This is a genomic window from Plantactinospora sp. B6F1 (assembly GCF_040120695.1).
GTDB lineage: Bacteria > Actinomycetota > Actinomycetes > Mycobacteriales > Micromonosporaceae > Plantactinospora.
This window is the reverse complement of sequence record NZ_JBEEAC010000001.1, coordinates 332,798-359,032: the sequence shown is the minus strand read 5'-3', so window position 1 is coordinate 359,032 and position 26,235 is coordinate 332,798. Positions and strand designations below refer to the sequence as shown.

The following is a 26,235-nucleotide window of genomic DNA, read 5'->3' as shown; positions in this document are numbered from 1 at the left end:
GGCTGGCTCGGCGGCTAGCCACGCGACGAGATCTGCTGCACCGCCCAGCCGTTGCCGTCCGGGTCGCTGAAGAAGACGAAGCCGACGTTGTCCAGCGGCTCCGGGACGGGCCGCGGATTCTCGCCGAGCACCTGGATCTCGCTGACCTCGACACCCCGCTCGACGAGCTGGGCGCGCGCCCTGGCCAGGTCGGCGACGACGAGTTGCAGGCCGCGCAGCGACCCGGGCGGCGGCATGTCCGGTACGACTCCGGTGCCGATCACGATCGAGCAGCCCGAGCCCGGCGGGGTCAGCTGGACGATGCGCACATCCTCGCCGGCCCGGGTGTCGTGGTCGACGTGGAAGCCGAGCTGGTCGGCGTAGAAGGTCTTGGCCCGGTCCACGTCGGAGACGGGGACCACCACCACTTCCAGGGTCCAGTTCATGGCGAATGCCTCTCTGTGCTGGTCTGCATCGGTCGCTGCGTTGGTCTGCATTCGGTCTCTGTGTTTGCTGGCCCCGGTCTGCGGCCGGGCCGGGACGATGTCGGGGCACCGCGACGGCTGGGCGGTCAGCGGGCGTCGACCAGCTCCGCGAGCAGGTCGTCGAGCCGGTGGTAACCCTCGGTCACGCCACGCCGCATCGGATAGCGGAGCACCCGGTCCCGACCCGCCGGGGTGGCGTACCGGATCGTGCTGGTCAGGGTGGTCACGCCGGCCCGTTCGGCGAGGCGGTGGCTGATCAGGGTGTCGCCCGGGTACGACTGGTCGTCGTACCTCTCGGTGTAGACCAGCCGTCGGGCCGGCTCGATGACCTGGTAGATCCCGCCGTGCGCCATCTCCTCGTCGCCCGGGCCCCGGGAGACGAACCGCCAGGCGCCGCCGACCCGCAGGTCGATCCGGCAGTCGACGAGCTGCCAGCCTCGGGCGCCGAACCAACGGCGGAGCAGGTCGGGGCGGGTGAGCGCGTCGAAGACGAGTCCGGCCGGTGCGTCGAAGGCCCGGCTCAGCACGATTTCCCGGTCCGTCGGGGTGGTGACGGTCAGCTCCCGGTCCCCGCCGGTCACCGGGTCCGCCCCTCGCCGTCCTCGGCCTGGAGTTCGGCGAGCAGTCCGTCGAGCCGCCGGTAGCTCTCCGCCCAGTAGTCGCGATAGTTCTCCAGCCAGTCCAGGGCGGCCTTCAGCGGCCTGGCCTCCAACCGGCACGGCCGGCGTTGCGCGTCCCTGCCCCGGGTGACGAGCCCCGCCCGTTCCAGCACCTTGAGGTGTTTGGAGACGGCGGGCTGGCTCATCGCGAACGGCGCCGCCAGCTCGGTGACGCTGGCCTCGCCGGTGGCGAGCCGGGCGAGGATGGCCCGCCGGGTCGGGTCGGCCAGGGCCGCGAAGGTCGCGTCGAGCAGCTCCGCATTCACCTTTCGTAACCTCCTGGTTCTATAACCACCCGGTTTATAGCGCTTTCCGGCCGGGGCCGTCAAGCAGGCCCGTTCCTGCCCGCCAGCGAACGCGGTCGATCGACTGGTAGCAAACTTCCCTGTTCTTCCCCGTTGTGGGTAGAGTAGGTCCCGATGGGTAACGAAATGTACTCGGTCGAGCAGGTGGCCGACCGGCTCGGCCTGCACGTGCGGACCGTGCGCGGCTACATCCGCTCGGGTCGGCTCCGGGCGGTACGGATCGGTAAGCAGTACCGGATCGCCCGGGCCGACCTCGACGCGCTGACCGGCAGTCCGGCCCCGGGCCGGCCCGGCGCCCCCGCCGCGGTGGAGGTGTCGAGCATCGTGCAGGTCGACGGCATCGACCGGTCCGGCGCCGACCGGCTCGGCACTCTCCTGCTGGCCGGTGTGAACACCAACCACGACCCCGGACGTCCGCTGCGGGTGCAGACCGTCCACGACGAGGAACGAGGCCGCATGAAGATCGTGATACTCGGTGACGCCGCAGCCACCGCAGAGCTGCTGCAACTGCTCGACGCCGTACTGCACGGCGACAACGGGCTGCTCGGCGAGGAGGTGCCGGATGCCTGACGACATCCAGGAACGGGCCGGAACGCCGGTACTGGTCTGCGATCCGGCCGGCCCACCGATCACCACCGAGCAGGACGCGCTGGACCTGATCGGTGCGGCGTTCCTCGGTGCCACGGCGGTGGCGGTGCCGGCGAGCCGGTTCGACCCGAGCTTCTTCTCCCTCGGCACCCGCTTCGCCGGTGAGGTGATGCAGAAGTTCGTCAACTACCGGCTGCGGCTGGTGGTGGTCGGTGACATCTCGGCGCACCTCGCGGCCAGCTCGGCACTGCGCGCCCTGGTGCAGGAGTCGAACAGGGGCGGCCACGTCTGGTTCGTACCGGACCTCGACGCCCTCGACCACCGGCTTCGGGACCAGACCGAACAGGGCCGGCACCCCGGCTGACCCGGGGCCACCCGCCCGGCCCGGCCCGGGACACAGCCGGCGGGACGGGACAGGCGCAGGCGGCCCGGGACAGGCGCCGTCGTACCGGCCCGGTAGCCTGCCCGGCGTGCACAGCCCGACGGGGGGCGGACCCGGGCTGCCCGAGGTGCGGGCGGTCCGGCGTGCCGTGCTCGACCACATACTCGCGCTGGTCGCGGCGGCGCCCTGCGGCGACGCCCTGGTGCTGCGCGGCAGCATGACCATGCGGTCCTGGGTCGGTGACCGGGCACGCGAGCCGGGCGACCTCGACTGGGTGGTCCGGCCGGGCGCACCGGTCCCCCTCGACGACCTGCATCCGCACCCCTACGTCGACCATCTCGGCCCGGTCCGGCTCTGGCCCGAGGCGGTGCACGGGGTGCCCCGGGACGAACCGTGGATGTTCGAGGACTTCGACACCGGCGGGCTGCCAGCACGGCTGCCACCGGAGGGACTGCACTGGGTGTCGGGCGCGGAGACCGCGCTGCTGCCGAGCCCGCACCGGGACGTCGTCGAGCTGCTGCAGCGCGATCCGGCGGTCGCCGCCGACCTCCGGGTCGACCCGGACGCGATCACCGAGGCCAGCACCTGGGGCTACGCGTACGGTTCCGGATACCAGGACGACGCCGGGGAGGGCGGCGGCGGGAGCCGGCTCGTCGTGCCCTGGCGGGCCGGCGGCGCGCTCTCCGGCACGGTCCAGCTCGATTTCGCGTACGACGATCGGCTGCCCGAGCCGCCCCGACTGCTCGCCGTGCCCCGGCAGGACGGGACCGCCCCGCCGACGGTGGTGTGGGCGGCGACGCCGGAGCTCTCACTGGCCTGGAAACTCCGGTGGCTCGGCACCGACCAGGCGACCACCGGAGTCTCGGACGGCAAGGACCTCTACGACGCGGTGCTGCTCGCCGAACTCCCCGACGTACGCCTGCCGCCCCGACTGCTCCGTACGGTGCTGCACCGGGTCCCCGACCCGGACCTGCTGCGACCGGCCGCCGTCCGGGGCTGGGCGGTCGACTGGTCGGCCCTGTCGGCCGGGCACCCGCCGGCCGGCGCCGATCCGGTGCCCTGGCTCGACCGGCTGGCCGCCGCGCTCGCGCCGGACCTGCCGTAGCCCGCCCCGCCCAGCGGTCATTCCCGGGCGGCCCGGTCCGCTTCCTCGTAGACGTCCGGCACCCCGTCGGCGTCGCTGTCGCGCTCTTCGATCGCACGCAGCCGCCGGTAGTGCCGGTTACGGGCCCGCAGCACGACCGCGGCCAGCAGTGCCGAGACCATCGAGCCGAACAGTACGCCGATCTTGGTGTGGTCGTCGCGCTCGCTGCCGGGGCCGAACGCCAGTTCGCCGATCAGCAGTGAGACAGTAAAACCGATCCCGGCCAGCAGCGCCAACCCGAACACGTCCCACCAGCCGAGCCCTTCGGCGAGGCGGGCCCGGGTGAACCGCTGCACCAGCCAGGTCGCGCCGAGGACCCCGACGGCCTTGCCCACGACCAGCCCGACCACCACCCCGACGGCGACCGAGTCGGCGAGGGCGGCACCCAGACCACCCGCGCCGACGACCGACACCCCGGCGGCGAAGAACGCGAAGACCGGCACCGCGAACCCGGCGGACAGGGGGCGGAATCGGTGCTCGAAGTGTTCGGCCAACCCCGGGCCGGGCCCGGGTCGGCTCCGCGACACCGGCACGGTGAACGCGAGCGCCACCCCGGCGACCGTGGCGTGCACCCCGGAGGCGTGCACCAGCGCCCAGGCCACCGCCGCCAGCGGCAGCAGCAGCCACCAGGACCGCACCCGTCGCTGGACGAGCAGCCCGAACAGTGCCAGCGGCACCAGCGCGAGCAGCAGCCAGCCGAGGTGCAGCGCGCTGGTGTAGAAGACCGCGATGATCACGATTGCCAGCAGGTCGTCGACGACGGCGAGGGTCAGCAGGAACGTCCGCATCGTCACCGGCAGGTGGGTGTTGATCACTCCGAGCACGGCGAGGGCGAAGGCGATGTCGGTGGCGGTCGGGATCGCCCAACCGGCGAGCGCCCCGCCCCCGCTCCGCAGGTTGAACGCCATGTAGATCAGGGCCGGCACCGTCATCCCACCCAGGGCGGCGGCGACCGGCAGCATCGCCCGGCGGGGTTCCCGCAGGTCCCCGGCGACGAACTCGCGCTTGAGCTCCAGCCCGGCGACGAAGAAGAAGATCGCCAGCAGGCCGTCGGCCGCCCAGGTCGCCAGGGACAGATCCAGGTGCAGGGCGGCCGGACCGAGCCTGACCTCGGCGAGCGACCGGTACGCCGCGGACCATGGCGAGTTCGACCAGACCAGTGCGAGTACGGCGGCGACCAGCAGCAGAACCCCGCCGACGGTCTCGGTGCGCAGGATGTCGCCGACCCGGCGGGCCTCGGGCCAACTGCCCCGGTCGAACAGGCTCGGCACGCGGCTGCCGGGTGTGCCCATCAGGTGCCTCCGGTGGGGTCGACGAAAGAACCGCCGACCAGACTTCCCGGCACACCGGCTCCCACCCTACCGACTCCACGGCCACCGCCCCGATCGCCCCGCGACGGCGCGTCCCGGCAGGCACTCGGGACCGCGCCCGCGCCCCGTTTGGACCCGGGCGCCGCCTCCGTTGCCCGGCGTGCGGCCAGCACCGCTGTTACGTTGAGAACATGTTCACCCGGGCCAGAGGTATCGCCCGGTCCCTGTTGCTCTACCACTGCCGGCCCGCGACCCAGCGCCGGGCCGCGCGTCTCTACGGAGAGTTCCTGCGGCCGGGAGACATCGGATTCGACGTCGGAGCGCACGTCGGTGGCCGGGTACGCATCTGGCGGCGGCTGGGCGTACGGGTCGTCGCCGTCGAGCCGCAGCCGGACTGCCAGCGCGTCCTGCGCTGGGCGTTCCGCGGCGACCCGGGCGTCACGATCGTGCCGGCGGCGCTCGGCGCTCGTCCGGGCCGGGCGACGATGGCGCTTTCCACCGCCACCCCGACGGTGTCGACGATGTCGGCCGAGTGGATCCGTTCGGTGACGACGGACCGTAGCTTCCAACAGGTGCGCTGGGATCGTGCGGTGGAGGTGAAGGTGACGACCCTCGACGACCTCATCGCGGCGCACGGCGTACCGGCGTTCTGCAAGATCGACGTCGAGGGCTTCGAGGCGGAGGTCCTCGCCGGGCTGAGCCGACCGGTGTCCGCACTGTCGTTCGAGTACCTTCCGTCGGCCCACGACGCCGCACTCACCGCACTCGACATCGTGGACCGGCTCGGCGCCTCGGCCGACGGGTACCGCTACAACTACTCGCCCGTGGAGACGATGCGGTTCGCCAGCGCACGGTGGCTCGACGCCGCCGACCTGACCGGCCTGCTCGACCGGTTCCGCCCGATCGGCCGGTCCGGCGACGTCTACGCCCGTCTGCCGCGCACACCGCGCTGAGCGAGACCCGCGAGACGGTCCCGCGCCGGTCCTACCCGGACGCCGTGCCGGGTAGGCTGCCGGATCGTGGACGCCTCGGACCGGGACCGCCGTCACGCCGCACCTGAGCTGATCGGCCGAGGAGATGCCGTGCGGCCGCCCGGAGGAGGCGCCGACGCCAGGACCGGGCCGGGGCGGACCGGCGTACCCGGGTTGCGGCGGCTCACCGGGCCGGAGGCGCTGGCCCTGCACGACCGGCTGGTCGAAACGTACGCGGCGGTGTTCTGCGCGCCGCCGTGGAACGACTCTCCCGAACGGGCCGCCCGATTCGGCGAGCTGCTGACCGGCTGGGCCGGGGCGCCGGGCTTCGTCGCCGTCCTGGCCGACGGCGTCCCGGCCGACGAGGTCCGGACCGCCGGATCCGGTGGCCGCCACGACGGATCGGTCCCCGGCTTCGCGCTCGGGCTGACCACCCCGGCCCCGTTCCCCGTCGACCGCGCCTACGGGCAGGTACGCCGCCTGCTCGGACCGGCCGTCGAGACACTCTCCGGCTGGCTGGAGGTCGCGGAGCTGGCCGTACATCCGGCGGCCCGACGGGGCGGGCTCGGCCGACGGCTGCTGGCAACGGTGGCCTGTGACCGGCCGGCGTGGCTGCTGACCGTCCCGCAGGTCCCCGGCACCACCGCCTTCTACGACGCCGTGGGCTGGATCCGCCACGGCACCGGTGAGGGCATCACGGTCTACACCAACCGGCCGCTACCCCGCTGAAACGTACCCGTGAAGCCGGGGACCGCGCGGGGTCGCCGCCGCCATGCGGCGGTGGTGGTCGGCGCGCGGACCCCCGACGCCGATCAGCCGGACCGTTCCGCGCGCAGCCGCCCGAATGCCCCGCCGAGCAGCGCCAACGTGAGCACGGTGACCGTCAGGTCGGCAACCAGCGCCTGAGTAGGTGACGCGGCGGTGTAACTCGGCGCCAGGTACGCCCCGACCGCCGCCACCACCAGCCCGGCCCCCCAGGCTGCCAGCACGTGCCGCTGTCCCCAGCCGGTACGCCGGGACCAGCGCACCACCAGCACGGCGGCGAGGGCACTGACCAGCGCCCCGATCGCGACCCCGAGCCAGTTCGGCACCAGGTCGACGGTGAGCCGGGCGCCGCACACCACCAGCCCCGCCCAGAGCGGATGCGGCGCTCGGCCGCTGGTCGCATCGGCAGGCGCGCCGGAGCGGGCGTCGACGCTCCCCGCGACGCCGACCAGGGCGGGGGCGACCGGTCGCGGGGGAGCACCGGCCCCGCCCGGCCGCCGTCCGCGCCGCCACCTGGGCAGCAGCGCGGCGCCCACCAGGGCGAGCGCCGTCAACGCCGCGAACGACAACTGGAGCGGGCTGGCCAGGAAGCCCTTTCGGCCGCCGTCGTCGGAGAAGACCAACAGGCTGCCGAGCAGGTAGAGGGCGACGGCCAGCAGTAGACCGAACCGACCCAGCCACGGCTCGGCACGCCGGACCGGCCGGACGAACGATTCGACGATCACGATCGGAACGCAGACGCTCAGTACTATGTGGCCACCGATGTACCCGAGCGCGTTCTGGGCGCTGAATCCGAGCCCCGGAACCGTCGTCGCCCTCGTGGCGGCGGCTGCCTCGGCGAACTCGGTGTCGTCCAGGAAGGCGTCGTTGAACAGCGACTGATCGACCAGCCCGGCCTGGATCATCCCGAACGCCGCGCCGAGCAGGACGATCGCCGGCCACCCACCACCGGTCCGTCGGGCGGTCTCCCGGATGAGCAGGGCGGCCGAGCCGTAGAGCGGCCCGAGGAAGACCACGACCAGCGGGTAGTCCTCGACGGTGAAACCGCCCCACGCGCACTCCGCGGCCCAGGGTGCGAGCAGCCAGAGGGCGACGACCGGTCCGATCCGGCACCGTCGGGACAGCTTCGCGGGCTCGACCCGAGCGCTACCGGGTACGATCGCCGGGCCGGCGAGTGTCGCCGGGACACCGGCGGGACCGCCCTGGTCGTCAGGCATCAGCGGATCCTCGACGCTCGCCTTCCCTGCCGCTCGGGCACCGCACTTTCCCGGGTCTCGGGCTCCGCAGTTCTTTGGCACCGGGCTCCGCACCTTCTCTGGTCTCGGGTCTTCCGCACTTCTCGGGCCGGGCCTGCCGCCGCGTCCGGCGGCCCGTCACCGACCCGTCTCGGGCTGGCCGGGCGGTGTCTTTCCCATGCCGTCCACGGTCGCGGTTGGGCGCCGCTGCCGAAACGGCCCTTGGGCGAATCCACATGAACCAAAGTCGACGGCTGGCACGACCAGGGGCGGTCCCCGCTCCCTTCCTGCCCTCGCCGTTGCTCCCTGGCCCCGGCCCCCGCCGCACCGCGATGTCTAGAAAACTTGACATGATGTCCGCAGTTCTTTACGCTTCCGGATGTCAAACATTCTTTACCTACCGGAGGCGGCGCCATGTCGTACGAGGAGAAGGGCACCTGGGTCGCTCTGGTGGTCGGGGTAACCGTCTACCTCGGCTATCTCGGGACCGTGCTCGGCCGGCTGGTCGGCACACCCGTGTCCGGAGTCAGCTACGTGCCGGCCCTGCTGTTGGCGATCGGCGTCTCGATCCTGGCGTCGATCGTGGCCCGCATCGCGGTCGAGATCGCCCGGCCAAGTGACAGCCACTCCGGCGACGTCCGGGACAGGGAGATTCATTGGCTCGGTGACCGCGTCGGGCAGCGGCTGCTGATGACCGCCGCCCTCGTGGCGCTCGGCCTGGCACTGTTCGAGGCCGAGCACTTCTGGATCGCCAACGTGCTCTACCTCGGCTTCGTCGCCGCCTCCGTGGTCACCTCGGTGGTCAAGCTCCGCGCCTACCGCAGGGGCATGTAGCCGTGGTCAAGCCGACCAGGGTCACCAACTCGATCCGCGCTCTGCGGTTCGCCGCCGGCGAGATGACGCAGGCCCAGCTCGCCGAGCGGATCGGGGTGACCCGCCAGACCATCATCGCGATCGAGCAGGGCCGCTACTCACCCTCGCTGGAGATGGCGTTCCAGATCGCCCGCGTCTTCGCGGTACCGCTCGACGACGTTTTCCAGTACCCCGACCCCGAAGGTGAGCAGCGATGAGAGCAGCCGTGTACCGGACGTACGGTCCTCCGGACGTCGTCCGGGTCGAGGAGGTCCCGACACCCGTTCCCGGCGACCAGGACGTGATCGTCCGGGTCTGCGCCGCCACGGTCGGCGTGACCGACGGCACCGCCCGGCGCGGCTCGCCGGGCTACGCCCGACTCTTCTTCGGACTCCGGCGACCGAGGTGGACGGTGCTCGGCTCCGAGTTCGCCGGTGTGGTCGAGGCGGTCGGGGCGGGCGTGACCCGGTTTCGGGTCGGTGAGGAGGTCGTCGGGATCACCGGGCCGGACTTCGGCGCGCACGCCGAGTACGTCCGCGTCCGTCAGGACGGCGCCCTCGGGCCCAAGCCGGCCAACCTCGACTTCGCCGAGGCGGTCGCCCTGATCGACGGGACCGCGCTGGCGTTCCTGCGCGACCGGGCCGGACTGCGCCCCGGCCACACCCTCCTGGTCAACGGCGCCTCCGGAGCTGTCGGAAGCGCGGCCGTGCAACTCGGCAGGCACTTCGGCGCCCGGGTCACCGGGGTGTGCAGCACCCCCCACCTCGACCTGGTACGCGACCTCGGCGCCGACGAAGTCCTCGACTACACCCGGGAGGACTTCACCCGCACCGGGCAGACGTACGACGTCGTCTTCGACGTGGCCGGCACCAGTTCGTTCGGGCGCTGCCGCCGGGTGCTCAACCCGGCCGGCCGCTATCTCAGCCCGGTGCCGTCGCCGGGCCTGCTGGTCCAGATGCCGTGGACGGCGGCGTTCGGCGGGAAGAAGGCGGTCGTCGCGTTCACCGGGCTGCGCAAGGCCGCGGACAAGGCCCGCGACCTGCTGCTCGTCCGGGAGTTGGCGGAGGCTGGCACGCTCCGGCCGGTCATCGCGGAGCGCTACCCACTGGAGCGGATCGCGCAGGCGCACCGCCACCTGGACCGTGGCAAGTACGGCAACATCATCCTCACCGTCGGCGAAGCCGGCTGACCCGAACCGGCTGACCCGGGCCACCGAGGTGCACGGCGATGCTCCGGATACCGGTGACGCAGGTGGGCGGCGGTAGCGACTCGTGCCGGCTGACGCCTTCGGAGTGCATGCCGGTCTCCTCCCACAACGGGTTGTTGCGAAGATCGTCGAGCGCGGTGTCGTCGGGGAATAACCGGCGCCTCGGCGCGGGGTCCGGGGCACCCCCGGGCCCCGCCTCCGGGGCACGGGTCGGCTCGACCGTGCCGAACCCGTGTCTGCCGGCGTCCTGCGGCCACGGTCGGGGCGGCTGCGCGTCGGCCCGCCGTTCGCCGCGACGGGCGGGCGGCAGGCCGGTTTCCTCACTCCCCTCGTCCATCGGCGAGTCCTCGGCCGCGCCCCACGGAGCGTCCCGGTCCGCCGTGCCGCCGGTGGTGCCCCACGGCCGCACCGATTCCGGGCCACGATCCGGCCCGTCCAGGGCGGCCTGTGCGCCGTCCGCGTCGTCCGGCTGGATCTGACCGCCCGGGTCCTGCTCCACCGGTCGTCTCTTCGCGCTCATTCCCCACCACCCTCGCTGCCGGTTCGTCCCGCCGGGCCGGCCCGGGTGCCCCCTGCCGGTGTGCCCCGTGCCGGTGCGTGTGCCGTTCCCGCCCACCCGCCAGACATGCCGCCGACCGGCAGGTATCTCCCGTGGGCGCTCACCGCAGCGCCAGAAGCCGCAACGACGATGCGGGCGACGGACCGGATCGGTCGGACTTGATCGGAAGGCTGAAGGAGGGTGGGCCGGGGCTGGGTCGCCTCGGTGATCTTTTGAACCGGCGCTGAAGGTTGGACCGGCCCGGAAGAGGTATCGGACGGCCGCCCATCGCCGATGTCGCCCGATCCGGCCGGGACGTCCGGTTCAGGCGCGCATGACAGTGGCGATCGGGATGGGGACGGCCCGGACGGCGCCCCCTGGGACGTCAGTCGAAGTGCCGGATCCGGGGCCACAACTCGGCCCAGGTCTGCCGGCGATCCTGGCACACCACGATCGGCACGCCCTGCTCCTCGTTGTCGACCCCGACTCCGTTGTCGAGGCGGCCGGCGAGCCGGCACGCACCGAAGTGGCGGCTGAGTTCGCCCACCTCACCCAGCCCGACGCCGACCAGCACCGTCGCCGACTCCGGCGGCGGGCCGTAGTAGCCCAGCTCGTTGTGTCCACTGTAGATTGGCGGCAGCCGGTCGGCGCCGAGTCGGGTGAGCGCGCCGGCCTCGCCGTAGTTTGCGGTCACCACGACCGCCGCGGCCCGGTCGGTGGAGGGGAGTTCGTCGTACGCCCGGACCACCTGGTCGACGTAGCGGGGCCAGCCGACCGAGTCGGCGGCGGTGATGTTGATCCCGGGCACCGGCGTGTCGCCGAGCACCTCGACCGGGAGCAGCGGCAGGGCGACCACCGCGCTGGTCAGCGCGTTGACCAGGTACGCCGTGCCGACCAGGGTCGTGCGGAGCCGCCGTCGTCCCCGCCCCAACCAGTCGGCCAGCACCACGCAGCCGGCGGCGAAGAGCACCCCGAGCAGCCCGTACGAGTAGTAGTGCTGCCCGCCGGAGACCAACGCCAGCACGCAGACCACCAGGTACGCCACCGCGAGCGCGCGTACCGGTCGCCACCGCGGGCGACGCAGCAGCCCGACCAGTCCGGCGATCCAGACCGCCGCCAGCGGTGGCCCGATCAGCAGAAACTGGAAGGGCACGAAGGTGCTCCGCGACTCGGCGCCCCGGTCCTCGGCGAGCGCGCCGGCCATCTCGGCCTGGGGCAGCTCGTGGGTGAGCTGGTAGATCAGGTTGGGCGCGCCGACCACCAGGGCGAGCGCGACGCCCGCCCAGAGCCAGCGACCGACCAGGACCCGGCGCGGTCCCACCGCCAGCAGCCCGGCGCCGAGCCCGACCAGCAGCAGCGCCACGAGCAGCTTGTTGTAGAGACCGATCCCGAGCACCGCTCCGGCAGCGAGCCACCAGCGCGGCTGGTCGCGTAGCAATGCCCGGGCGGCGCAGAGGACGATGCCGAGCCAGACCACCAGGTCGAAGCCGGCGGTCAGCAGCACGTGTCCGAAGATCAGCGTGGTCGCCCCGGTGCCCAGGCCGAACGCCGCCAGGGTCTGCGCGAGCGCGCCGCCGCCGAGTTCCCGGGCGAGCAGGGCGGCCAGCAGCAGCGCCGCCAGCACGCAGAGGGTGGCCGGCACCCGCAGGCCCCAGAGCGAACCGCCGGAGAGCGCGTCGGCCAGCCGGGCGATCGCCGGGGTGAGCGGCGGCTGGTCCCGGTAGCCCCAGTCGGGGCGGAGCATCAGGAAGTAGAGCTCGTCGCGGTGGTAGCCGTAGCCGCCGTTGGTGGCCAGCAGGAGCGCGGCGACCAGCCCGGCGACGACGCCGAGCGGTCGCCAGGCGACCGGCGCCAGCCTCACCCGCCCGCCGTCGGCGGTCGCGGTTCCTGCGGGTGCGTCCGGCGGCGCGGTGCTTCCGGCGAGCCGGACGGCGTGCTCGGTCATGGGTCGCCCCTCCCCTGAAGGTGTGCCGGCGCCCCCTGGCTGGGACCCGCTACGGCCGATACCTAACGGTTAGAGCTTAGCGGTTAGGTATCGACTGTCAACGCACTCTGACCTGGACCGGAACCCGGGCCGGCCACGGTGGAGGTCCACCGTGGCCGGCCCGGCGTCCCGGCTACCCCGCCGGCCGACGTCCCGGCTGTTCCGCCGGCCGACGTCCCGGCTCTTCCGGCGGCCGGCGTCCCGGCTGTTCCGGCGGCCGGCGTCCCGGCTGTTCCGGCGGCCGACCACAGGTCGGGGCGGCGACCGGCCTCGACACCTGGTGCGCCGGGTTGCCCCGCCAGACCGTGCCGGCCGGTAGGCTGCTCCCCTTCATCACGAACGAGTCGGGTGCCACCACCACCCCGTCGGCCACCTCGACCCCGTAGTGCACGAGCGCGCCGGTGCCGACCGAACAGCCACGCCCGAGCCGGATGCGGTCCATCTTGAAGGTCCCGTCTTCCAGCGAGTGGGAGTGCAGCGACGAACCCTCGCTCAGGGTGCAGTGGTCGCCGATCCGCACCAGGGTCCGTTCCGGCATTCCGCAGCCGTCGTCGAAGACCCGCCGGCCGACCCGTACGCCGTGCAGGCGCAGGAGTAGGGGCTTGAGCGGGGTGCCGTTGAACAGGCCGAGGTGCCCGACCCCGGCGAGCTTCCAGTACCGCTCGTGCCGCCAGTACCGGGGGTCGTAGATCGAACAGCACAGCGGGCGCAGCCGGCGGAAACCGAGGCAGATCCAGTCCATCAGCGCGGAGTAGCCGATGATCAGCAGCGAGGCGAGCAGCATCCCGGCGCTGAACGTGAACAGGTTCGGCCGGGCGTCGTCGTGGATCCCCTCGACCCGCAGCACGACCTGCACCGCGAGGTAGAACGGCAGCCAGCTGTTCAGCAGGTACCAGCCCATGGTGCACAGGTTCGAGCGGTTCTTCCGGGACAGCCGGCGGCGGAACTCGTCCCCGGTCTTCAGGTCGTCGAAGCCGGCGTCCCGGCGTACCGACCGGGGGATCTCGAATGGCGGTGAGCCCAGCAGGCCGACGTCGGACCGGGCCGGACCGTCGATCGGCACCATCACCTTCGTCGCCAGCAGGCAGTTGTCGCCGACCCGGGCCCCGGCGGGGAAGATGATCCGGTTCCCGAGGAAGTTCTCCGCGCCGATGGTGACCCGGGACAGCGTGAAGGAGGTACGGGAGTACCGGGCGTTGCCCATGGAGAGACCGTCGGAAACCAGCACCCCGCCGCGCACCTCGCAGAGGAACGGCGTGTCGTGCCGCTGCCCGCAGCCGAAGTTCGAGCCGGTCTGCCGTACCTGCCGCAATCGCCAGCCGATCGCCCGCAGATAGCCGACGATGTACGAGCTGTCTCCGAAGAGGTTGTTGAAGAACCCGACGTTGCTGAACCGGGAGACGGTCTGGTAGCAGATCCACCGCCAACCGTAGAGCGGATAGGTCCGGCCGGCGGCCAGGAAGAGGTTCGCCAGCCGGGGCACGGCGAGCACCAGCAGCGCGCCGAGCACGACGCCGCCGACGAAGAACAGCAGCGACCCGGAGACCGTGCTGATGTCGAGCACGAAGGCCAGTGCGGCGAGCACGACCAGCAACTGGGTGTCGAGGACCACCCGGCCGAGGAGTTGGCCGGCACCGTAGACGCGCCGACGCATCGTCGAGCAGTGCCGGGGTTCCGGCGCCGGGTTGCCGCTCCCGCCGGGCACCGCCGGTGAGCCGTGGAAGTTCGCCCCGGCCGGTACGACCTGCCCGGCACGCGGCGACGATGCGTGCCCGAGCTGCGCGCCGTCGCCGAGTACCGTGTCGAGGTCGAGCACGCAGCCCTCGCCGACGTGTACGTCCCGGCCGAGCCGGACCGGACCGGTGGTGATCCAGCCGGCCTCGGCTCGGTAGCCGAGGAAGCTCGCGCCCCTGCCGACGACCGATCCCGCGCCGATCTCGATCAGGTCGGTGCAGACCGGCACCGACCGGGACAGCAGCAGGGCGCCCGGGCCGATCTTCGCGCCCAGCGCCCGCAGGTAGAGGTTGTAGACCGGCGACCCGGCGAAGAGCACCAGCGGGTTGGCCCGGATCATCCGCTTCACGACCCAGAACCGGAGGTAACGCAGGCCCCAGATGGGAAACGTCTCGGCCCGCCACCGCCCGACCAGCAGCCACTTCAGCGCCACCGGCAGCAGCGCCAGCACCGCGAACCAGGCGACCCCGAAGCTGACCGACCGGCAGGCGACGTCGACCGCGCCGGCTCCGCCGGCGATCCAGTCGTATCCGGCGAGCGCCACGGCGGCGAGCAGGACCAGATACCCCAGGCCGAAAAGGGTCTGGAACACCGCGCAGCCGTACCACTCGATGTCGCTGGGTACCCGGTGCGCCGGTGGCGGCGGTTCCGGTGGCGCCTGCGGAGGCTCCGCCCCGACGACGGTGGCCAGGGCACGCACCGTCGGATGCAGGTACACGTCCTTGATCGAGACGTCGGCACGCAGCTGTTCGCGCAGCCGGGTGCAGTACCGGGACATCACCAGCGAGTCGGCGCCCAGGTCGGTGAAGAAGTCGTCCCGGACCGACACCCGGTCCACCCGTAGCAGGTCGGCGAGGAGTTGCGCGAGGGCGGACTCGGTGGACCCGACCGGGTCGACGACCGGCGTCGTCGGCAGCACCCGCGCCCCGGACGGTGCCGGCAGGCGCTTGCGGTCCACCTTGTCGCTGGGCAGCGTCGGCAGCTCCGGCAACTCCTCGAGATAGGCCGGGACCATGTAGCCGGGCAGTCGGCTCCGCAGCGCGGCCAGCGCCACCGCGGAGTCCAGCCCCGGCGCACCGGCCCGCCGGGTGTAGAACGCGACGAGTTCGACGACACCGGACTCCGGGTGGTACGTGGTCACCGCCGCCTGGGCCACCTCCGGCAGCCGCAGCAGCACCGACTCGATCTCGGTCAACTCGATGCGGTACCCGCGCACCTTGACCTGGCTGTCGATCCGGCCCAGATACTCGAGCTGCCCGTCGGCGGTGATCCGACCGAGGTCCCCGGTCCGGTAGATCCGGCCCGAGGGGTTGTGCGGGATCCCGACCGGGTCCGGCACGAAGGCCCGGGCGGTCAGGTCGGGTCGGTTGACGTACCCCGGGGAGAGGCCGATTCCGGCAAGGCCGATCTCTCCGGTCTCGCCGGCCGGCAGAATCCGGTGATCGGGGTCCAGGACCACCGCCGAGTACGTCGGCAGCGGCACCCCGATCGTCACCGCCCGGTCCGGCTCCAACCGGGTCCAGGTGGCGGTGACCGACGCCTCGGTCGGACCGTAGACGTTCAGCAACGTACGCCCCGGCCGGTGCCACCGGTCCACCAGACGTGCCGGACACGCCTCCCCGGAGACCAGCACGAACCGCAGCTCCGGCAACTCCTCCTCGATCGTGGCCAGCAGGGTCGGCACGCAGCAGAGCGCGCTGACCCGGTGCCGGGCGAGAAAGCCGGCCAGGTCGCTGCCGACCAGTGCCCCGGGGGCGGTACTCGGCACCAGCGTCGCGCCGGAGACCAGCGGCACCCAGATCTCCTCGACCGAGAAGTCGAAGGCGATCGTCATCCCCTGGTAGACGCGGTCGTCCGGGCGCAGTCCGTAGCACTCCACGGCCACCCGGACGAAGTTGCAGATGTTCGCCTGGTTGATGGCGACGCCCTTGGGCCGGCCCGTGCTGCCGGAGGTGTAGATGAGGTAGCAGAGTTCGTCCGGGGCCGGCCCGAGTTCGTCCGGACCGATCCGGTGACTCGGATACCGGTCGAGGTCCGGTTCGGTGTCGATCCGGATCACCGTGCCGGCGACGCCGTCGAGGCGGTCGGCCAGCGCCGAGAGCGTGACGATGGTGCTGACCCGCGCGTCGGCGACCACGAAGCGGATCCGGTCCGCCGGGAAGTTGGCGTCGACCGGAACGTACACCGCGTGGATCTTGGACACCGCCAGCATGGCCAGATAGGCGAAGGCGGACCGGTCGAGAAGCAGCCCGACCCGGTCGCCCGGCAGCACGCCGCGGGCCGACAGCAGCCGGGCGAACTGGTTCGCCCGGGCATCCAGCTCGGCGAAGGTGATCCGGCGCTCGCCGTCGTCCACGGCCAGGTGCCCGGGATCACCCTCGGCGGCGAAGCGATCACAGCGCTCCTCGAACAGGTGGTGCAGGCGCTCACCGGGTCGCCAGCGAGGCCGGTTGTCCGCTCCCGGCGCGGTCAGCACCAGTCCGGTGCCGGCCCGGGTCGGGGTGCGGGGCGCGACAGTGCTCCCGGCCTCCGTTGTCGCCGGAGCCGGCCCGGTCACGCGGGGACCAGGCCGGAAGAGTCGCGACGGTCCCGCTCCGGCCCGACGTCCGGCCCGGCCTGCACCGCCCGAGCCGCCGCCAGCAGGATGTCGAGGCCGGCGTCGAGCAGCTCGTCGGGAGTGGTGAGCGGCGCCAGCACCTTGACCACCTCGTCGTACGGGCCGGCGGTCTCCAGCATCAGGCCGTCGGCGAAGCAGCGCAGGCTGATGGCCGAGGCGAGCTCCCCCGAGCCGACGTCGACGCCGCACATCATCCCGCGCCCCTTCACCACCGCCCCCGGCACGACGTCGGCCACGTCCGCCAGCCGCCGCGCGAGCAGGTCGGCGCGGCGCGCCACCTCGGCGGTGAATCCGGTTCCGGTCCAGAACTTCGTCAGCGCCACCCGGGCGGTGACGAAGGCGTGCGCGTTGCCGCGGAACGTCCCGTTGTGCTCGCCGGGCTGCCAGACGTCGTACTCGGGGCGGATCAGCAGCAGCGCCATCGGCAGGCCGGCCCCGGAGATCGACTTCGAGAGTACGACCAGGTCCGGGACGATGCCGTACGGCTCGAAGCTGAAGAACGTGCCGGTACGCCCGCAGCCCGCCTGCACGTCGTCGACCACCAGCAGCGCGCCGCTGTCCCGGGCCAGCTCGGCGATCCGCCGCAGCCAGCCGGCCGAGGCGACGTTCAGGCCGCCCTCGCCCTGCACGGTCTCCAGCAGGATCGCCGCCGGTGCGTCCATTCCGCTGGACGGGTCCCGCAGCATCCGCTCCAGCAGGTCGGCGGTGTCCACGCCGGGCCCCTGGTAACCGTCGTACGGCATCCGGGTCACCCCGGGCAGCGGAAGCTGCGGCCCGATCCGGTGGTGCCGGTTCCCGGTCGCCGCCAGCGCGCCCAGTGAGACGCCGTGGAAGGCATTGGTGAAGGCGACGACGTTGGTCCGGCCGGTCACCTTGCGGACCAGCTTGAGTGCCGCCTCGACGGCGTTCGCTCCGGTCGGCCCGGTGAACTGCACCCGGTAGTCCAACTCCCGGGGCAGCAGCACGATCGACTCGAACGCGGCGAGAAACGCGCTCTTGGTCGAGCTGGACAGGTCGAGGCAGTGCGACATCCCCCGCTGTTCCAGATGCCTGATCAGGGCATCGCGCATGTCGGGGTCGTTGTGCCCGTAGTTCAGCGAACCCGCACCGGCGACGAAGTCGAGGTACTCGCGACCGGTGACGTCGCGCACCACGCTTCCCTCCGCGGTGTCGAACACGCGGTCGAATCGGCGACAGTAGCTCCGCACCGCGGACTCTCGCCGCTCGAAAATCAGATGCTCGTCCGCGCCCGCCGCTCCGCGCATGGTCATCACTCCCTCCGGGCACACCCGATCACCTGGCTGGCCGCAGCCGCCGACCAGGAGACGGGGTCTTGGACATCCGTACGTCCAACCGGAGAAGGGCGTCCCGGAAACGGGCCCAACCGGGCGACAGTGTCAATCGGTTAGATTGCCGACAATCGCGTGCAGTTCGAACGGTTCGGCATCGTGATCCGAGATTGCCCTTGAGGACCGGCGCGCGGGCATCCGATTCCGGACCGGCCTGCCCGGCACCCGCCGCGCGCTGGTCGGGGTGGGTCAGCGGTAGTCGCAGACCCCGGTCGGGAAGATCTGTTCGAGGCGCCGCCGCTCGGCGTCGGTCGGACGCCACGATCCGTAGAGACCCCGGGCGATCGCCGCCCGGACCGGCTGCCGATCGCAGGCGTAGACGCCGCCCTCGATCGGACCACCGGCGACGGTCCGGGACGTGCCGTAGAGCGGGAACCGCCGGGTGCAGGCGCCGTCGGGTCGGTTGTCGAGGATGCCGTCCCAGACGTGGTCGCCCCGGGCGATCTCCGTACCGGCGGTGCTGAAGCAGCGGTCCACGGCCAGCGCCGGCCTGTTGCCCCGGACGCCCCGCCACGGCCGGCTACGCAGGTTGGCCATCCAGTCGTCGATCACCGCCAGCGCCTCCGGGGTCTGGTCGAACGCCTCGGCCGGCCGGGCGTCGGTGAACCAGATGACCTGGTTGCCGGCGTCCCGGTCATGGTCGCGCATCCGCTGCCGGGACGCGAACGACTGGTGCGAGTTGTGCATGTCCAACTGCTCTTCGAGGTAGTGCCGCCAGTCGATGATCGGGATGTCGATGTCGCCGGTGAAGACGATCCCCGACTCGTACGCGGCCCGGATCGCCCGCCGGTCACCGGTGGTACGCGGCGCCGGGGTCCGGCCGCCGTCCGGCGACAGTCGCATGTTCCGAGACGACCAGGGGTCGAACTGGGCCGGATCGGCGCAGGCCGCCGGGGTGAACGGGCAGCCCTCCGGCACCATCTCCGACTGCGGCTTCCAGGAACCGACCCGGGCGTTCAGGTCGAGGAACTCGGCCGGGGTGATCCGGCCCGAGGTCAGCGCCGAGAGTCCGTACTGCACGCCGACGTTGTCCCAGGTGGACCGGGCGTACCCGTCCGGGCCGGTGCCGTAGACGTTGACCAGGTCGCCCCAGTGCGACCACTGCACCGTCTCCGCCACCCCGGGCGGGTCCATCCGGGCCCAGAGCGGGTCACCGGGGAACCAGCGCGGGTTCAGCGCCAGCGGGGTCAGGCCGCGCCAACCCTCGACGCACTCGGTGGACCCGGGCGCACCGCCGAGGTACGGGTTCGGCACCGTGGCGCTGGCGTTCATGCCGATCAGCCAGGTCCGGTTCTCCCAGTCCCGCCACTTCGGGTTCGCCCGATCGGTGACGTCCATGTAGTACTCGAGCAGCTCGCAGTCGCCGACGTGGATCGTCTGGGTCGCCATGTCCGGATACGAGTACTGCGGTATCGCCGCGTCGAGCAGCCGGTTGCCGTGGTTCTGCCCGTAGATGTACTGCTGGATGCCGCCGCCGGAGCCACCTACCCCGACGGTGTAGAGCGGGACGCCGTACTCCTCGACGAAGTGTTCCTTCACCATCAGCGCGGTCTCGCCGCCGAGCACCAGGTTGTAGTGGGTGGCGGTGCGGGTGCCGGTGGAGTAGAGGACGGCGTAGCCGAGCGAGAGTGCCTCGTGGTAGAGATGTCCACCGGGCAGCCGACCCTGGTCGTGCCCGATCGCCACCCCGCCGTCGAACCGGTAGACGACCCGCCGGTTCCAGTTCCCCTCCAGCACCGCGATCGAGTAGACGAACCGGTTGATCGTGCCGCGCTCCCGGCGTACCACGTAGTCGACGGTCCGACCGTCCAGGGTGCGGGTGGTGAGCAGGTCGGCCGGTCGGGTGCCGTCCGTCGGCATCGGCTTGAACGTGCCGTCGGTGGCCCGGTAGAGCCGGTCGGTGACGGTCGGGGCGGCACAGTCCCGGCTCCAGCCCACGATCGCACCGTCCGGACCGCGTACCCGCATGCCCTGCCCGGCCTGGTTGTCCACCAGCGGAGCACCGAGACCGTTCTGTTCGGTGCGGCAGAGGAACGGATACTGCCGTGGCCCGGAGAAGATCGGTCCGGCGGCCGGATGGTTGCGGACGGCCAGCGTCGCGGTACGGGCCCGCCGGGCGGTCGCCCGGAGCAGGTTGGCGCCGTCCCGGAGCCCGTCGACCACCCCGCGCAGCGACCGACCGTCGACGGTGAGTGCGCCGGTCACGTCGGTGCCGTTGCGGGTGACCCGGACCGAGCGGGGGTCGATCCGGCTGTCGAAGGTGACCCGGACCAGCGCGTCGCCACCGCTGACCTGGTCCGGCCGGCTGGAGAGGACCTCGATGTCGAGCCGCTGCCCGGCGGCGCCGTTCGAGGCGGCGGCCGGCGGCGCCGAACCGACGGTGAGGACGACGGCCAGCGCGACCCCGCCGGCGATGCCGCCCCGGATGCGGGGCCGCATCCACCTGTCGCCGGCTCCGGCGAGCGGGGTGGAACGGCTCAGTCGGCCGGCCCGGACGGTGCCATCGGCGGTACCCCGACGGCGAGCGAGGAAGCTGAGCACCGACATCATCTCTCCGTCTCCTCCCCGGGAGCCCCGCAGCCCCGATGGTGGCGGACACCGACGATGTCACGAGCATCGTTCACTTGTCGAGAACCGTCGACGTCCGACCACGGTGGCGTCCGGCGACCGGCACCGCTCTCCCCACCGCCGATGTGAGCAGCGCCGATGCGGACGGTTCGGGTTCACCAGCAGCCGGGCGTTCCGGCGAGTAGATCCGCGACGGCGGACGCGGTCGCCGGATGCGCGCGCAGCAGCGACGCCGGTCCGCTCGACCGTGGCTCGCCCGTGGGCGACCCGGCCGGCTGCCAGCCGCCGGCACAGCCGAGCAGCTCGGCAACGGCGTCGCAGGTGCTCGGATGGTCACGTAGCAACCCGAGCACGGGCCCGCACGACGACGCCGGTGTGCCAGCCTCCACAGCGGCCGGCGCCGCGCCGGGCGCGGCCACCTCCGGCGTCCACGGCGGTATCCAGGTGTCGAGCACGGCGAGAACGCCCGGAAACGTCCGGCCCGCCTCCCGGACCAGCAACGGCACGAGGTCCGGCGCCTGCTGCCGCAACGTCGTGATCAGCTTGGGCAGCCAGGGCAGCAACACCGGGTCGGGGAGCCGGGCGAACGCCTCGGAGATCACCTCCACGACGAACGGGGCCAGCGACGGCACCGGCTCCAGCGCCTGGACGAAGCCACCGAGATAGTGCGGGAACGCCGGCACGACGAGCGGGTTCGTCAACAGTTCCGCACAGCGTGACCGGAGCTGCGCCACCGTCAGCAGTCCAAGGTGGGTCTGGGCCGCCCAGAGCAGCGCCACCTTCGCCGGGGCCTCCGGGTGCGACTGCTGTACCGCCAGCTCCAGTTGGGCACGGTCGCAGCCGAGGGAGAGCGCGAGACTCTCCATGGAGAAGAGGAAGCCGAGCATCGCCCCGACCTGCCGTACGCCGGTCTCGTCGTCCGTGAACGCGGTCGGCAGCAGGGTGCAGTAGTGCGCGTACCCGGTCGTGACGAAGGACCCGCACCACGCCGGCAGCTCCGGCTCGGTGTTCCGGTAGTGCGCCAGCAGCCGGCGGACCCGGCGCAGCACCTCGGGCGCGTCGTCGACGGTGCGCTCGGCGGAGAGCAGTTCGACGGCCCGCCCACCGAGTTCGTCGACAAACCGCCGGCTGGGTAGGAACAGGATCGCGTCCTCCACCGCCGCCAGCGCGACCGCCGCGGTCGCGTCCGGTGCCCAGACGGAGCCGCGCAACCGCTTCTCCAGCACCTGCTCGACGGTGATGCCCTCGTAGCCCAGCTCGATCACCGCGCGCTGGTGCCGACCGAGGGCGAGATCCCAGCTCTCCTGGATGGAGCGCTCACCGAGCCGCCGCTCCCCCATGATCGGCCGGACGATTCCGTCGGGCAGCAGGCGGTGCAGCACCCAGAGCAGGTCCGAGCAGGACGCCAGCTCGGGGTCGGTGGTCAGGTCCAGCAGGGCCCGCTGGATGGTGCGGTTCTCCAGGGCGAGCCCCAGCGGCGCGAGCCGGTCGAAGACGTCCCGGGCCAGCGGCGGCAGGGCGTCGTACCCCACCTGGCCGATCCGGTCACCGCCGAGCAGGATCTCGCAGAGCCGGCGTACGTCCCGTCGACCGGGGACGACGTCCTTCTCGATGCAGGTCACCGCCGCGTCGGCGAAGTCGTACGGCGTGGGCCGGGCCCGGTTGCGGATCCCGGCCAGCAGGATCGAGGTCTCGAAGACCGCGATCGCGTCGGCGGTGCTGGCAAGGTAGCCGTTGCGTCGGGCCAGCCGCACGATGTCGACGCACCAGCCGAGCAGTTCCGCCTCGTCGACGTCGTCGAGCACCGGCGGCCGGGACAGGAACCCGGAGAGCCGGTCGGTGACCGGCGCGGGCGCCGCCGTTGCCACCGGCCGCTTCCTCGCCCGGCCCCGCTTGCCGCCCGCCGGCGCTCCGGCCAGCCGGTACGGCGTGACGCCGCCCCGGCCGACCGCCTTCACCCAGGCGGCCTGGGCGATCGACACCGACCCGGCGGCGAGGCCGAACTGCCGCTCGATCGCGGAGTGGCTGGACGGGATCAGCCCGTACAGCCAACGGGTCCCGGTGCGCGGGCTGATCTCCCAGTCGGGCGTGCCGGGCGCGGTGCCGAACTCCCCGACCGGGCTGGCGGCGTGGAAGGCGCCGCAGACGTACAGGCAGCGCGACCGGTCGACGCCGGTGGCCGCCAGGTGCTGGCGCATCCGGGTCCACATGTAGCGTTCGCGGTCGCAGTCACGGTCGTCGTGCCCGGGGTCGGCGGGTGGACGCAGGCGCCGGAACAGGCTGCCGATCAGCACCATGACCTGCCGGTACGTGTCGTAGTCGGCGTCGGCGAGCGGCTGTTCCACGTACTGGTCCCACCACTCGGACCAGTGCCGCACCCTGCCGTGGTGCAGCAGGTGGGACCGGAGTTCGGTGAACCGGGGCCGCAGGTCGCCGATGCCGATCCCGACCGCCTCACCGTGCAGGGCCGCCTCCTCCGCCGCGTCCTCTGCCGGCTCCGCCGCCGACTGCCCACCGCCCTCGTCCGGGGCGGCGTCGGTGTCGCCGGACTCCGGCCGGTCGCCGGCCGCCGGATCGGCCGACCCGGTGGGCGTCCACTGGAATACGTGGTCCGTCGACCGGTCCACCAGGACCAACTCCACGCCCGGGGTGTCGAGCGCGTACGCGATGGCCTGGTATTCCGCCGACGCCTCGCTGATCGGGGCGACGATGTTGAGCGGCGCCCAGGCCGGCGGGAAGCCGTCGAGGTCGGAGGCGAACGCCTGCAGGGCCACCGGCAGTCGGCAGTTGCGCAGCTCCTCCAGCAGCGGTCGCAGGTCCTCGCAGAGTTCCAGGTAGATGACGGCGGGCTGCTTCTCCCGCAGCCGGCGGGCCATCGCCAGCGCGGAGGCGGGCGAGTGGTGGCAGACCGGGAAGATCTCCAGCTCCTCCCCCAGCGCCCGGTCGACGTCGTCGACGATGCCGGTGAGGATGTCGGCCAGCGCGTCGGGACCACCGGCGAACGCGGCCGCGGCCGCCTCGAGCTGCCCGCGCAGCGGAGTGAACGGGGTCTGCGGTCCCTGTCGGCCCGGGGCAGCATGCCGATCGTCCCTGACTGCTTGGCGCTTACTCACTGATTCGCGACGTCAAGTCCCGACAATTCGGCGCCGGGAGGAAACGCCGCTCCCTCCCTTCGGGAAATCGTCGTACCGGTGGTGTACACCACGTGCCATGGCGGGAGTGGTGAAGCGGGCGTACAAGTACCGCTGCTATCCGACACCGGATCAGGCCGACCAGCTCAACCGGACGTTCGGCTGCGTCCGGAAGGTCTACAACCTGGCCCTGCAGGCCCGCACCCGGGCCTGGGCGGTCGAAGGCAAGCGGACCACGTACGGGGAAACCTCGGCGTGGTTGACCGCCTGGAAACGTAGCGAGGAGCTGGCGTTCCTGAGCGAGGTGTCGTCGGTGCCGTTGCAGCAGGCGCTGCGGCACCTCCAGTCCGGGTTCATCGCCTTCTGGGCCAAACGGGCCGGCTACCCCCGGTTCAAGGCCAAACGCCGGTCCCGAGCCTGCGCCGAGTACACTCGCTCGGCGTTCCGCTGGCGCGACGGCCGATTGACCCTGGCCAAGATGGCCGAACCGCTGGCAATCGTCTGGTCGAGGCCGTTGCCCGATGGTGCAGAGCCGTCCACCGTCACCCTCTCCCGCGACGCCGCCGGCCGCTGGTTCGTCGCTATTCTCGTCGAGATGATCACGGACCCGCTGCCACCGGCCGACCAGTCTGTGGGGGTGGACGCCGGGATTACCAGCCTGATCACCCTCTCCACCGGAGAAAAGCTGCCCAACCCGCGCCATGAATACGCTGATCGGCGCAAACTCGCCCGACTTCAACGTAGTTTGGCCCGCAAGGCCAGAGATTCCCGTAACCGGGCCAAGGCCCGGGTGAAGGTGGCGCGAATCCACGCCCGGATCACCGACCGGCGCCGTGATCATCTGCACAAGCTGAGCACTCGGCTCGTTCGTGAGAACCAAACGATCGTGATCGAGGACCTGAACGTGCGCGGCATGGTCGGCAACCACCGGCTGGCCCGCGCCATCTCGGACGCGGCCTGGTCCAAACTGCGCTCCATGCTGGTGTACAAATCTGCCTGGTATGGGCGGAACCTGGTCATTGTCGATCGCTGGTACCCGTCGTCCAAGACCTGCTCGGCCTGCGGCCTCATTACCGGGTCGAAGCCGCTTGTCGTCCGAACATGGACCTGCCCCGGCTGCCGCACATCCCACGATCGGGACGTCAACGCCGCCAAGAACATCCTCGCCGCCGGACTGGCGGAGAGGTAAAACGCCTGCGGAGCCGACGTAAGACCTCACGGAAAACCTCCGTACGGGGCTGTTGGCGGTGAAACAGGAACTTTCGCGGGTGACCGCGGGAATCCCGACCTTCGGGGCCGGGAGCATGTCAAGACAGCGTCGCGATCGCCTCACGACCGCCTTCGAGGAACTCCGGCCACGGGCCGCCGTCGGACTTGCTGCGGGGCTCGACGACGCCGTGCCAGTACTTGTTGAGGATCGCCAGGTCCTCCGGGGTGCGCCGGGCCAGCGAGCCGACCAGCGAGCCGGCCAGGGTGGCCGCCCGCAGCGTACGGTCGCCGAAGAAATGACTGTGCAGGATCGCGTCCTCCAGCACACCGATCTGTTCGGCGGTGGAGAGCGCCGACTCCAGCCTCTGGTCGTCGCTGCCGGCCGAGGCCGCCGCCGCCCGCAGGTCCGCGAAACTCTGCAACAGGATGTCCAGCAGCGTCGGCGGCACGTCCAGCTCGATCCGGTGCCGGCGCAGCAGTTCGGTGGTACGGAACCGGACGATCTCCGCCTCGCTGCGCTTGTTCGTCACGACGGGGATGCGGACGAAGTTGAACCGTCGCTTGAGTGCCGAGGAGAGGTCGTTCACGCCCCGGTCCCGGCTGTTGGCGGTGGCGATGATCGAGAAACCGGGCTGGGCGAAGACAATGTTGTCGTCGTCGAGTTCCGGGATGGAGACGTACTTCTCGGAGAGGATGGAGATCAGCGCGTCCTGCACGTCGCTGGTCGACCGGGTCAGCTCCTCGAACCGCCCGATCACCCCCTGCTCCATCGCCGTCATGATCGGCGACGGGATCATCGACTCCCGGGACTGGCCCCGGGCGATCACCATCGAGACGTTCCAGGAGTATTTGATGTGGTCCTCGGTGGTGCCGGCGGTGCCCTGCACCACCAGCGTCGAGTTGCGGCAGATCGCCGCGGCGAGCAGTTCGGCGAGCCAGCTCTTGCCGGTGCCGGGGTCGCCGATCAGCAGCAGGCCCCGGTCCGACGCCAGGGTCACGATGCTGCGCTCGACGAAGCTGCGGTCGCCGAACCACTTCTGCGAGATCTCCCGGTCGAGGCCGTCGGCCCGCTCGGAGCCGAGCACGAAGAGCCGGACCATCCGCGGGCTGAGTCGCCAGGAGAACGGCTTCGGGCCGTCGTCGACCGACTCCAGCCAGTCGAGTTCCTCGGCGTACTTCACCTCGGCGGGGGCACGCAACATGTCGGTCATTCGGTGGGTCTC

Annotated in this window: 21 protein-coding genes; 9 read left to right on the top strand and 12 right to left on the bottom strand. The window is 72.0% G+C overall.

Annotation, left to right across the window (positions count from 1 at the left end; genetic code table 11):
- Positions 1–14: 14 nt before the first annotated feature.
- The 3 genes from ABNF97_RS01380 to ABNF97_RS01370 form a co-directional block, all read right to left on the bottom strand.
- On the bottom strand, positions 15–425 hold the full coding sequence (locus ABNF97_RS01380; RefSeq protein WP_130462710.1) for a VOC family protein: 411 nt from the start codon (positions 423–425) through the stop codon (positions 15–17).
- Positions 426–550: 125 nt separating this feature from the next.
- A complete protein-coding gene (locus ABNF97_RS01375) occupies positions 551–1,045 on the bottom strand; it encodes an SRPBCC family protein (RefSeq protein WP_349337368.1) in 495 nt (164 codons plus the stop codon).
- Entirely contained in the window at positions 1,042–1,389 is a 348-nt protein-coding gene (locus tag ABNF97_RS01370) for a metalloregulator ArsR/SmtB family transcription factor (RefSeq protein WP_130462708.1), read from the bottom strand. Before ABNF97_RS01370 ends, ABNF97_RS01375 begins: the two co-directional genes overlap by 4 nt.
- Before the next feature lie 153 nt (positions 1,390–1,542).
- Here ABNF97_RS01370 and ABNF97_RS01365 point away from each other — a divergent pair, with 153 nt between their 5' ends.
- The 3 genes from ABNF97_RS01365 to ABNF97_RS01355 all read left to right on the top strand — a co-directional run bounded on the left by ABNF97_RS01365 (position 1,543) and on the right by ABNF97_RS01355 (position 3,503).
- Positions 1,543–1,998 (top strand): helix-turn-helix domain-containing protein, encoded by a 456-nt coding sequence (locus ABNF97_RS01365; RefSeq protein ID WP_349337367.1) that lies wholly within the window; start codon positions 1,543–1,545, stop codon positions 1,996–1,998.
- Positions 1,991–2,380 (top strand): DUF4180 domain-containing protein, encoded by a 390-nt coding sequence (locus tag ABNF97_RS01360; RefSeq protein ID WP_130462707.1) that lies wholly within the window; start codon positions 1,991–1,993, stop codon positions 2,378–2,380. The genes ABNF97_RS01365 and ABNF97_RS01360 overlap by 8 nt, the downstream gene beginning before the upstream one ends.
- A gap of 106 nt (positions 2,381–2,486) precedes the next feature.
- Entirely contained in the window at positions 2,487–3,503 is a 1,017-nt protein-coding gene (locus ABNF97_RS01355; protein WP_349337366.1) for a nucleotidyl transferase AbiEii/AbiGii toxin family protein, read from the top strand.
- Positions 3,504–3,520: 17 nt separating this feature from the next.
- Here the strand turns inward: ABNF97_RS01355 and nhaA are convergent, their stop codons facing one another.
- Positions 3,521–4,834, bottom strand: a complete 1,314-nt coding sequence (gene nhaA / locus ABNF97_RS01350; RefSeq protein WP_130462706.1) for a Na+/H+ antiporter NhaA — start codon at positions 4,832–4,834, stop codon at positions 3,521–3,523.
- Positions 4,835–5,043: 209 nt separating this feature from the next.
- Between nhaA and ABNF97_RS01345 the strand changes: the two genes are divergently transcribed.
- Positions 5,044–5,805: an FkbM family methyltransferase gene (locus ABNF97_RS01345; protein WP_130462705.1), complete on the top strand. Its 762-nt coding sequence runs from the start codon at positions 5,044–5,046 to the stop codon at positions 5,803–5,805.
- A 129-nt stretch (positions 5,806–5,934) separates the two neighbouring features.
- A complete protein-coding gene (locus ABNF97_RS01340; protein ID WP_130462704.1) occupies positions 5,935–6,552 on the top strand; it encodes a GNAT family N-acetyltransferase in 618 nt (205 codons plus the stop codon).
- A gap of 83 nt (positions 6,553–6,635) precedes the next feature.
- On the opposite strand, the gene ABNF97_RS01335 is transcribed toward ABNF97_RS01340, so the two are convergent.
- Positions 6,636–7,805 carry a hypothetical protein gene (locus tag ABNF97_RS01335; protein ID WP_349337365.1) on the bottom strand — a complete coding sequence of 390 codons (1,170 nt, stop codon included), beginning with the start codon at positions 7,803–7,805 and terminating at the stop codon, positions 6,636–6,638.
- A gap of 432 nt (positions 7,806–8,237) precedes the next feature.
- Between ABNF97_RS01335 and ABNF97_RS01330 the strand changes: the two genes are divergently transcribed.
- From ABNF97_RS01330 to ABNF97_RS01320, 3 genes are read left to right on the top strand one after another with little or no spacing between them, the layout of a single operon-like run.
- A complete protein-coding gene (locus ABNF97_RS01330; protein ID WP_130462703.1) occupies positions 8,238–8,657 on the top strand; it encodes a hypothetical protein in 420 nt (139 codons plus the stop codon).
- Positions 8,658–8,659: 2 nt separating this feature from the next.
- Positions 8,660–8,893 carry a helix-turn-helix domain-containing protein gene (locus ABNF97_RS01325; protein WP_130462702.1) on the top strand — a complete coding sequence of 78 codons (234 nt, stop codon included), beginning with the start codon at positions 8,660–8,662 and terminating at the stop codon, positions 8,891–8,893.
- Positions 8,890–9,864, top strand: coding sequence for an NAD(P)-dependent alcohol dehydrogenase (locus ABNF97_RS01320; protein ID WP_349337364.1), 975 nt, complete (start codon positions 8,890–8,892; stop codon positions 9,862–9,864). The genes ABNF97_RS01325 and ABNF97_RS01320 overlap by 4 nt, the downstream gene beginning before the upstream one ends.
- On the opposite strand, the gene ABNF97_RS01315 is transcribed toward ABNF97_RS01320, so the two are convergent.
- The 6 genes from ABNF97_RS01315 to ABNF97_RS01290 form a co-directional block, all read right to left on the bottom strand.
- Positions 9,842–10,402: a hypothetical protein gene (locus tag ABNF97_RS01315; protein WP_349337363.1), complete on the bottom strand. Its 561-nt coding sequence runs from the start codon at positions 10,400–10,402 to the stop codon at positions 9,842–9,844. The genes ABNF97_RS01320 and ABNF97_RS01315 overlap by 23 nt on opposite strands.
- Before the next feature lie 403 nt (positions 10,403–10,805).
- The gene (locus tag ABNF97_RS01310) at positions 10,806–12,365 is read right to left on the bottom strand and encodes a glycosyltransferase family 39 protein (protein ID WP_130462700.1); all 1,560 of its coding nucleotides are present in this window, start codon (positions 12,363–12,365) and stop codon (positions 10,806–10,808) included.
- 172 nt (positions 12,366–12,537) lie between these two features.
- Positions 12,538–16,695: a Pls/PosA family non-ribosomal peptide synthetase gene (locus tag ABNF97_RS01305; protein ID WP_349337362.1), complete on the bottom strand. Its 4,158-nt coding sequence runs from the start codon at positions 16,693–16,695 to the stop codon at positions 12,538–12,540.
- Positions 16,692–18,026, bottom strand: a complete 1,335-nt coding sequence (gene ectB / locus ABNF97_RS01300) for a diaminobutyrate--2-oxoglutarate transaminase (RefSeq protein ID WP_349337361.1) — start codon at positions 18,024–18,026, stop codon at positions 16,692–16,694. The genes ABNF97_RS01305 and ectB overlap by 4 nt, the downstream gene beginning before the upstream one ends.
- A gap of 267 nt (positions 18,027–18,293) precedes the next feature.
- On the bottom strand, positions 18,294–20,654 hold the full coding sequence (locus tag ABNF97_RS01295; RefSeq protein WP_349337360.1) for a DUF6351 family protein: 2,361 nt from the start codon (positions 20,652–20,654) through the stop codon (positions 18,294–18,296).
- A gap of 173 nt (positions 20,655–20,827) precedes the next feature.
- Positions 20,828–23,707, bottom strand: coding sequence for a DUF5682 family protein (locus ABNF97_RS01290; protein WP_349337565.1), 2,880 nt, complete (start codon positions 23,705–23,707; stop codon positions 20,828–20,830).
- A gap of 175 nt (positions 23,708–23,882) precedes the next feature.
- Here ABNF97_RS01290 and ABNF97_RS01285 point away from each other — a divergent pair, with 175 nt between their 5' ends.
- Positions 23,883–24,992: an RNA-guided endonuclease InsQ/TnpB family protein gene (locus tag ABNF97_RS01285; protein ID WP_349337359.1), complete on the top strand. Its 1,110-nt coding sequence runs from the start codon at positions 23,883–23,885 to the stop codon at positions 24,990–24,992.
- 118 nt (positions 24,993–25,110) lie between these two features.
- Here ABNF97_RS01285 and ABNF97_RS01280 read toward each other — a convergent pair whose 3' ends face one another.
- On the bottom strand, positions 25,111–26,223 hold the full coding sequence (locus tag ABNF97_RS01280; protein ID WP_130462696.1) for an AAA family ATPase: 1,113 nt from the start codon (positions 26,221–26,223) through the stop codon (positions 25,111–25,113).
- Positions 26,224–26,235 lie beyond the last annotated feature (12 nt).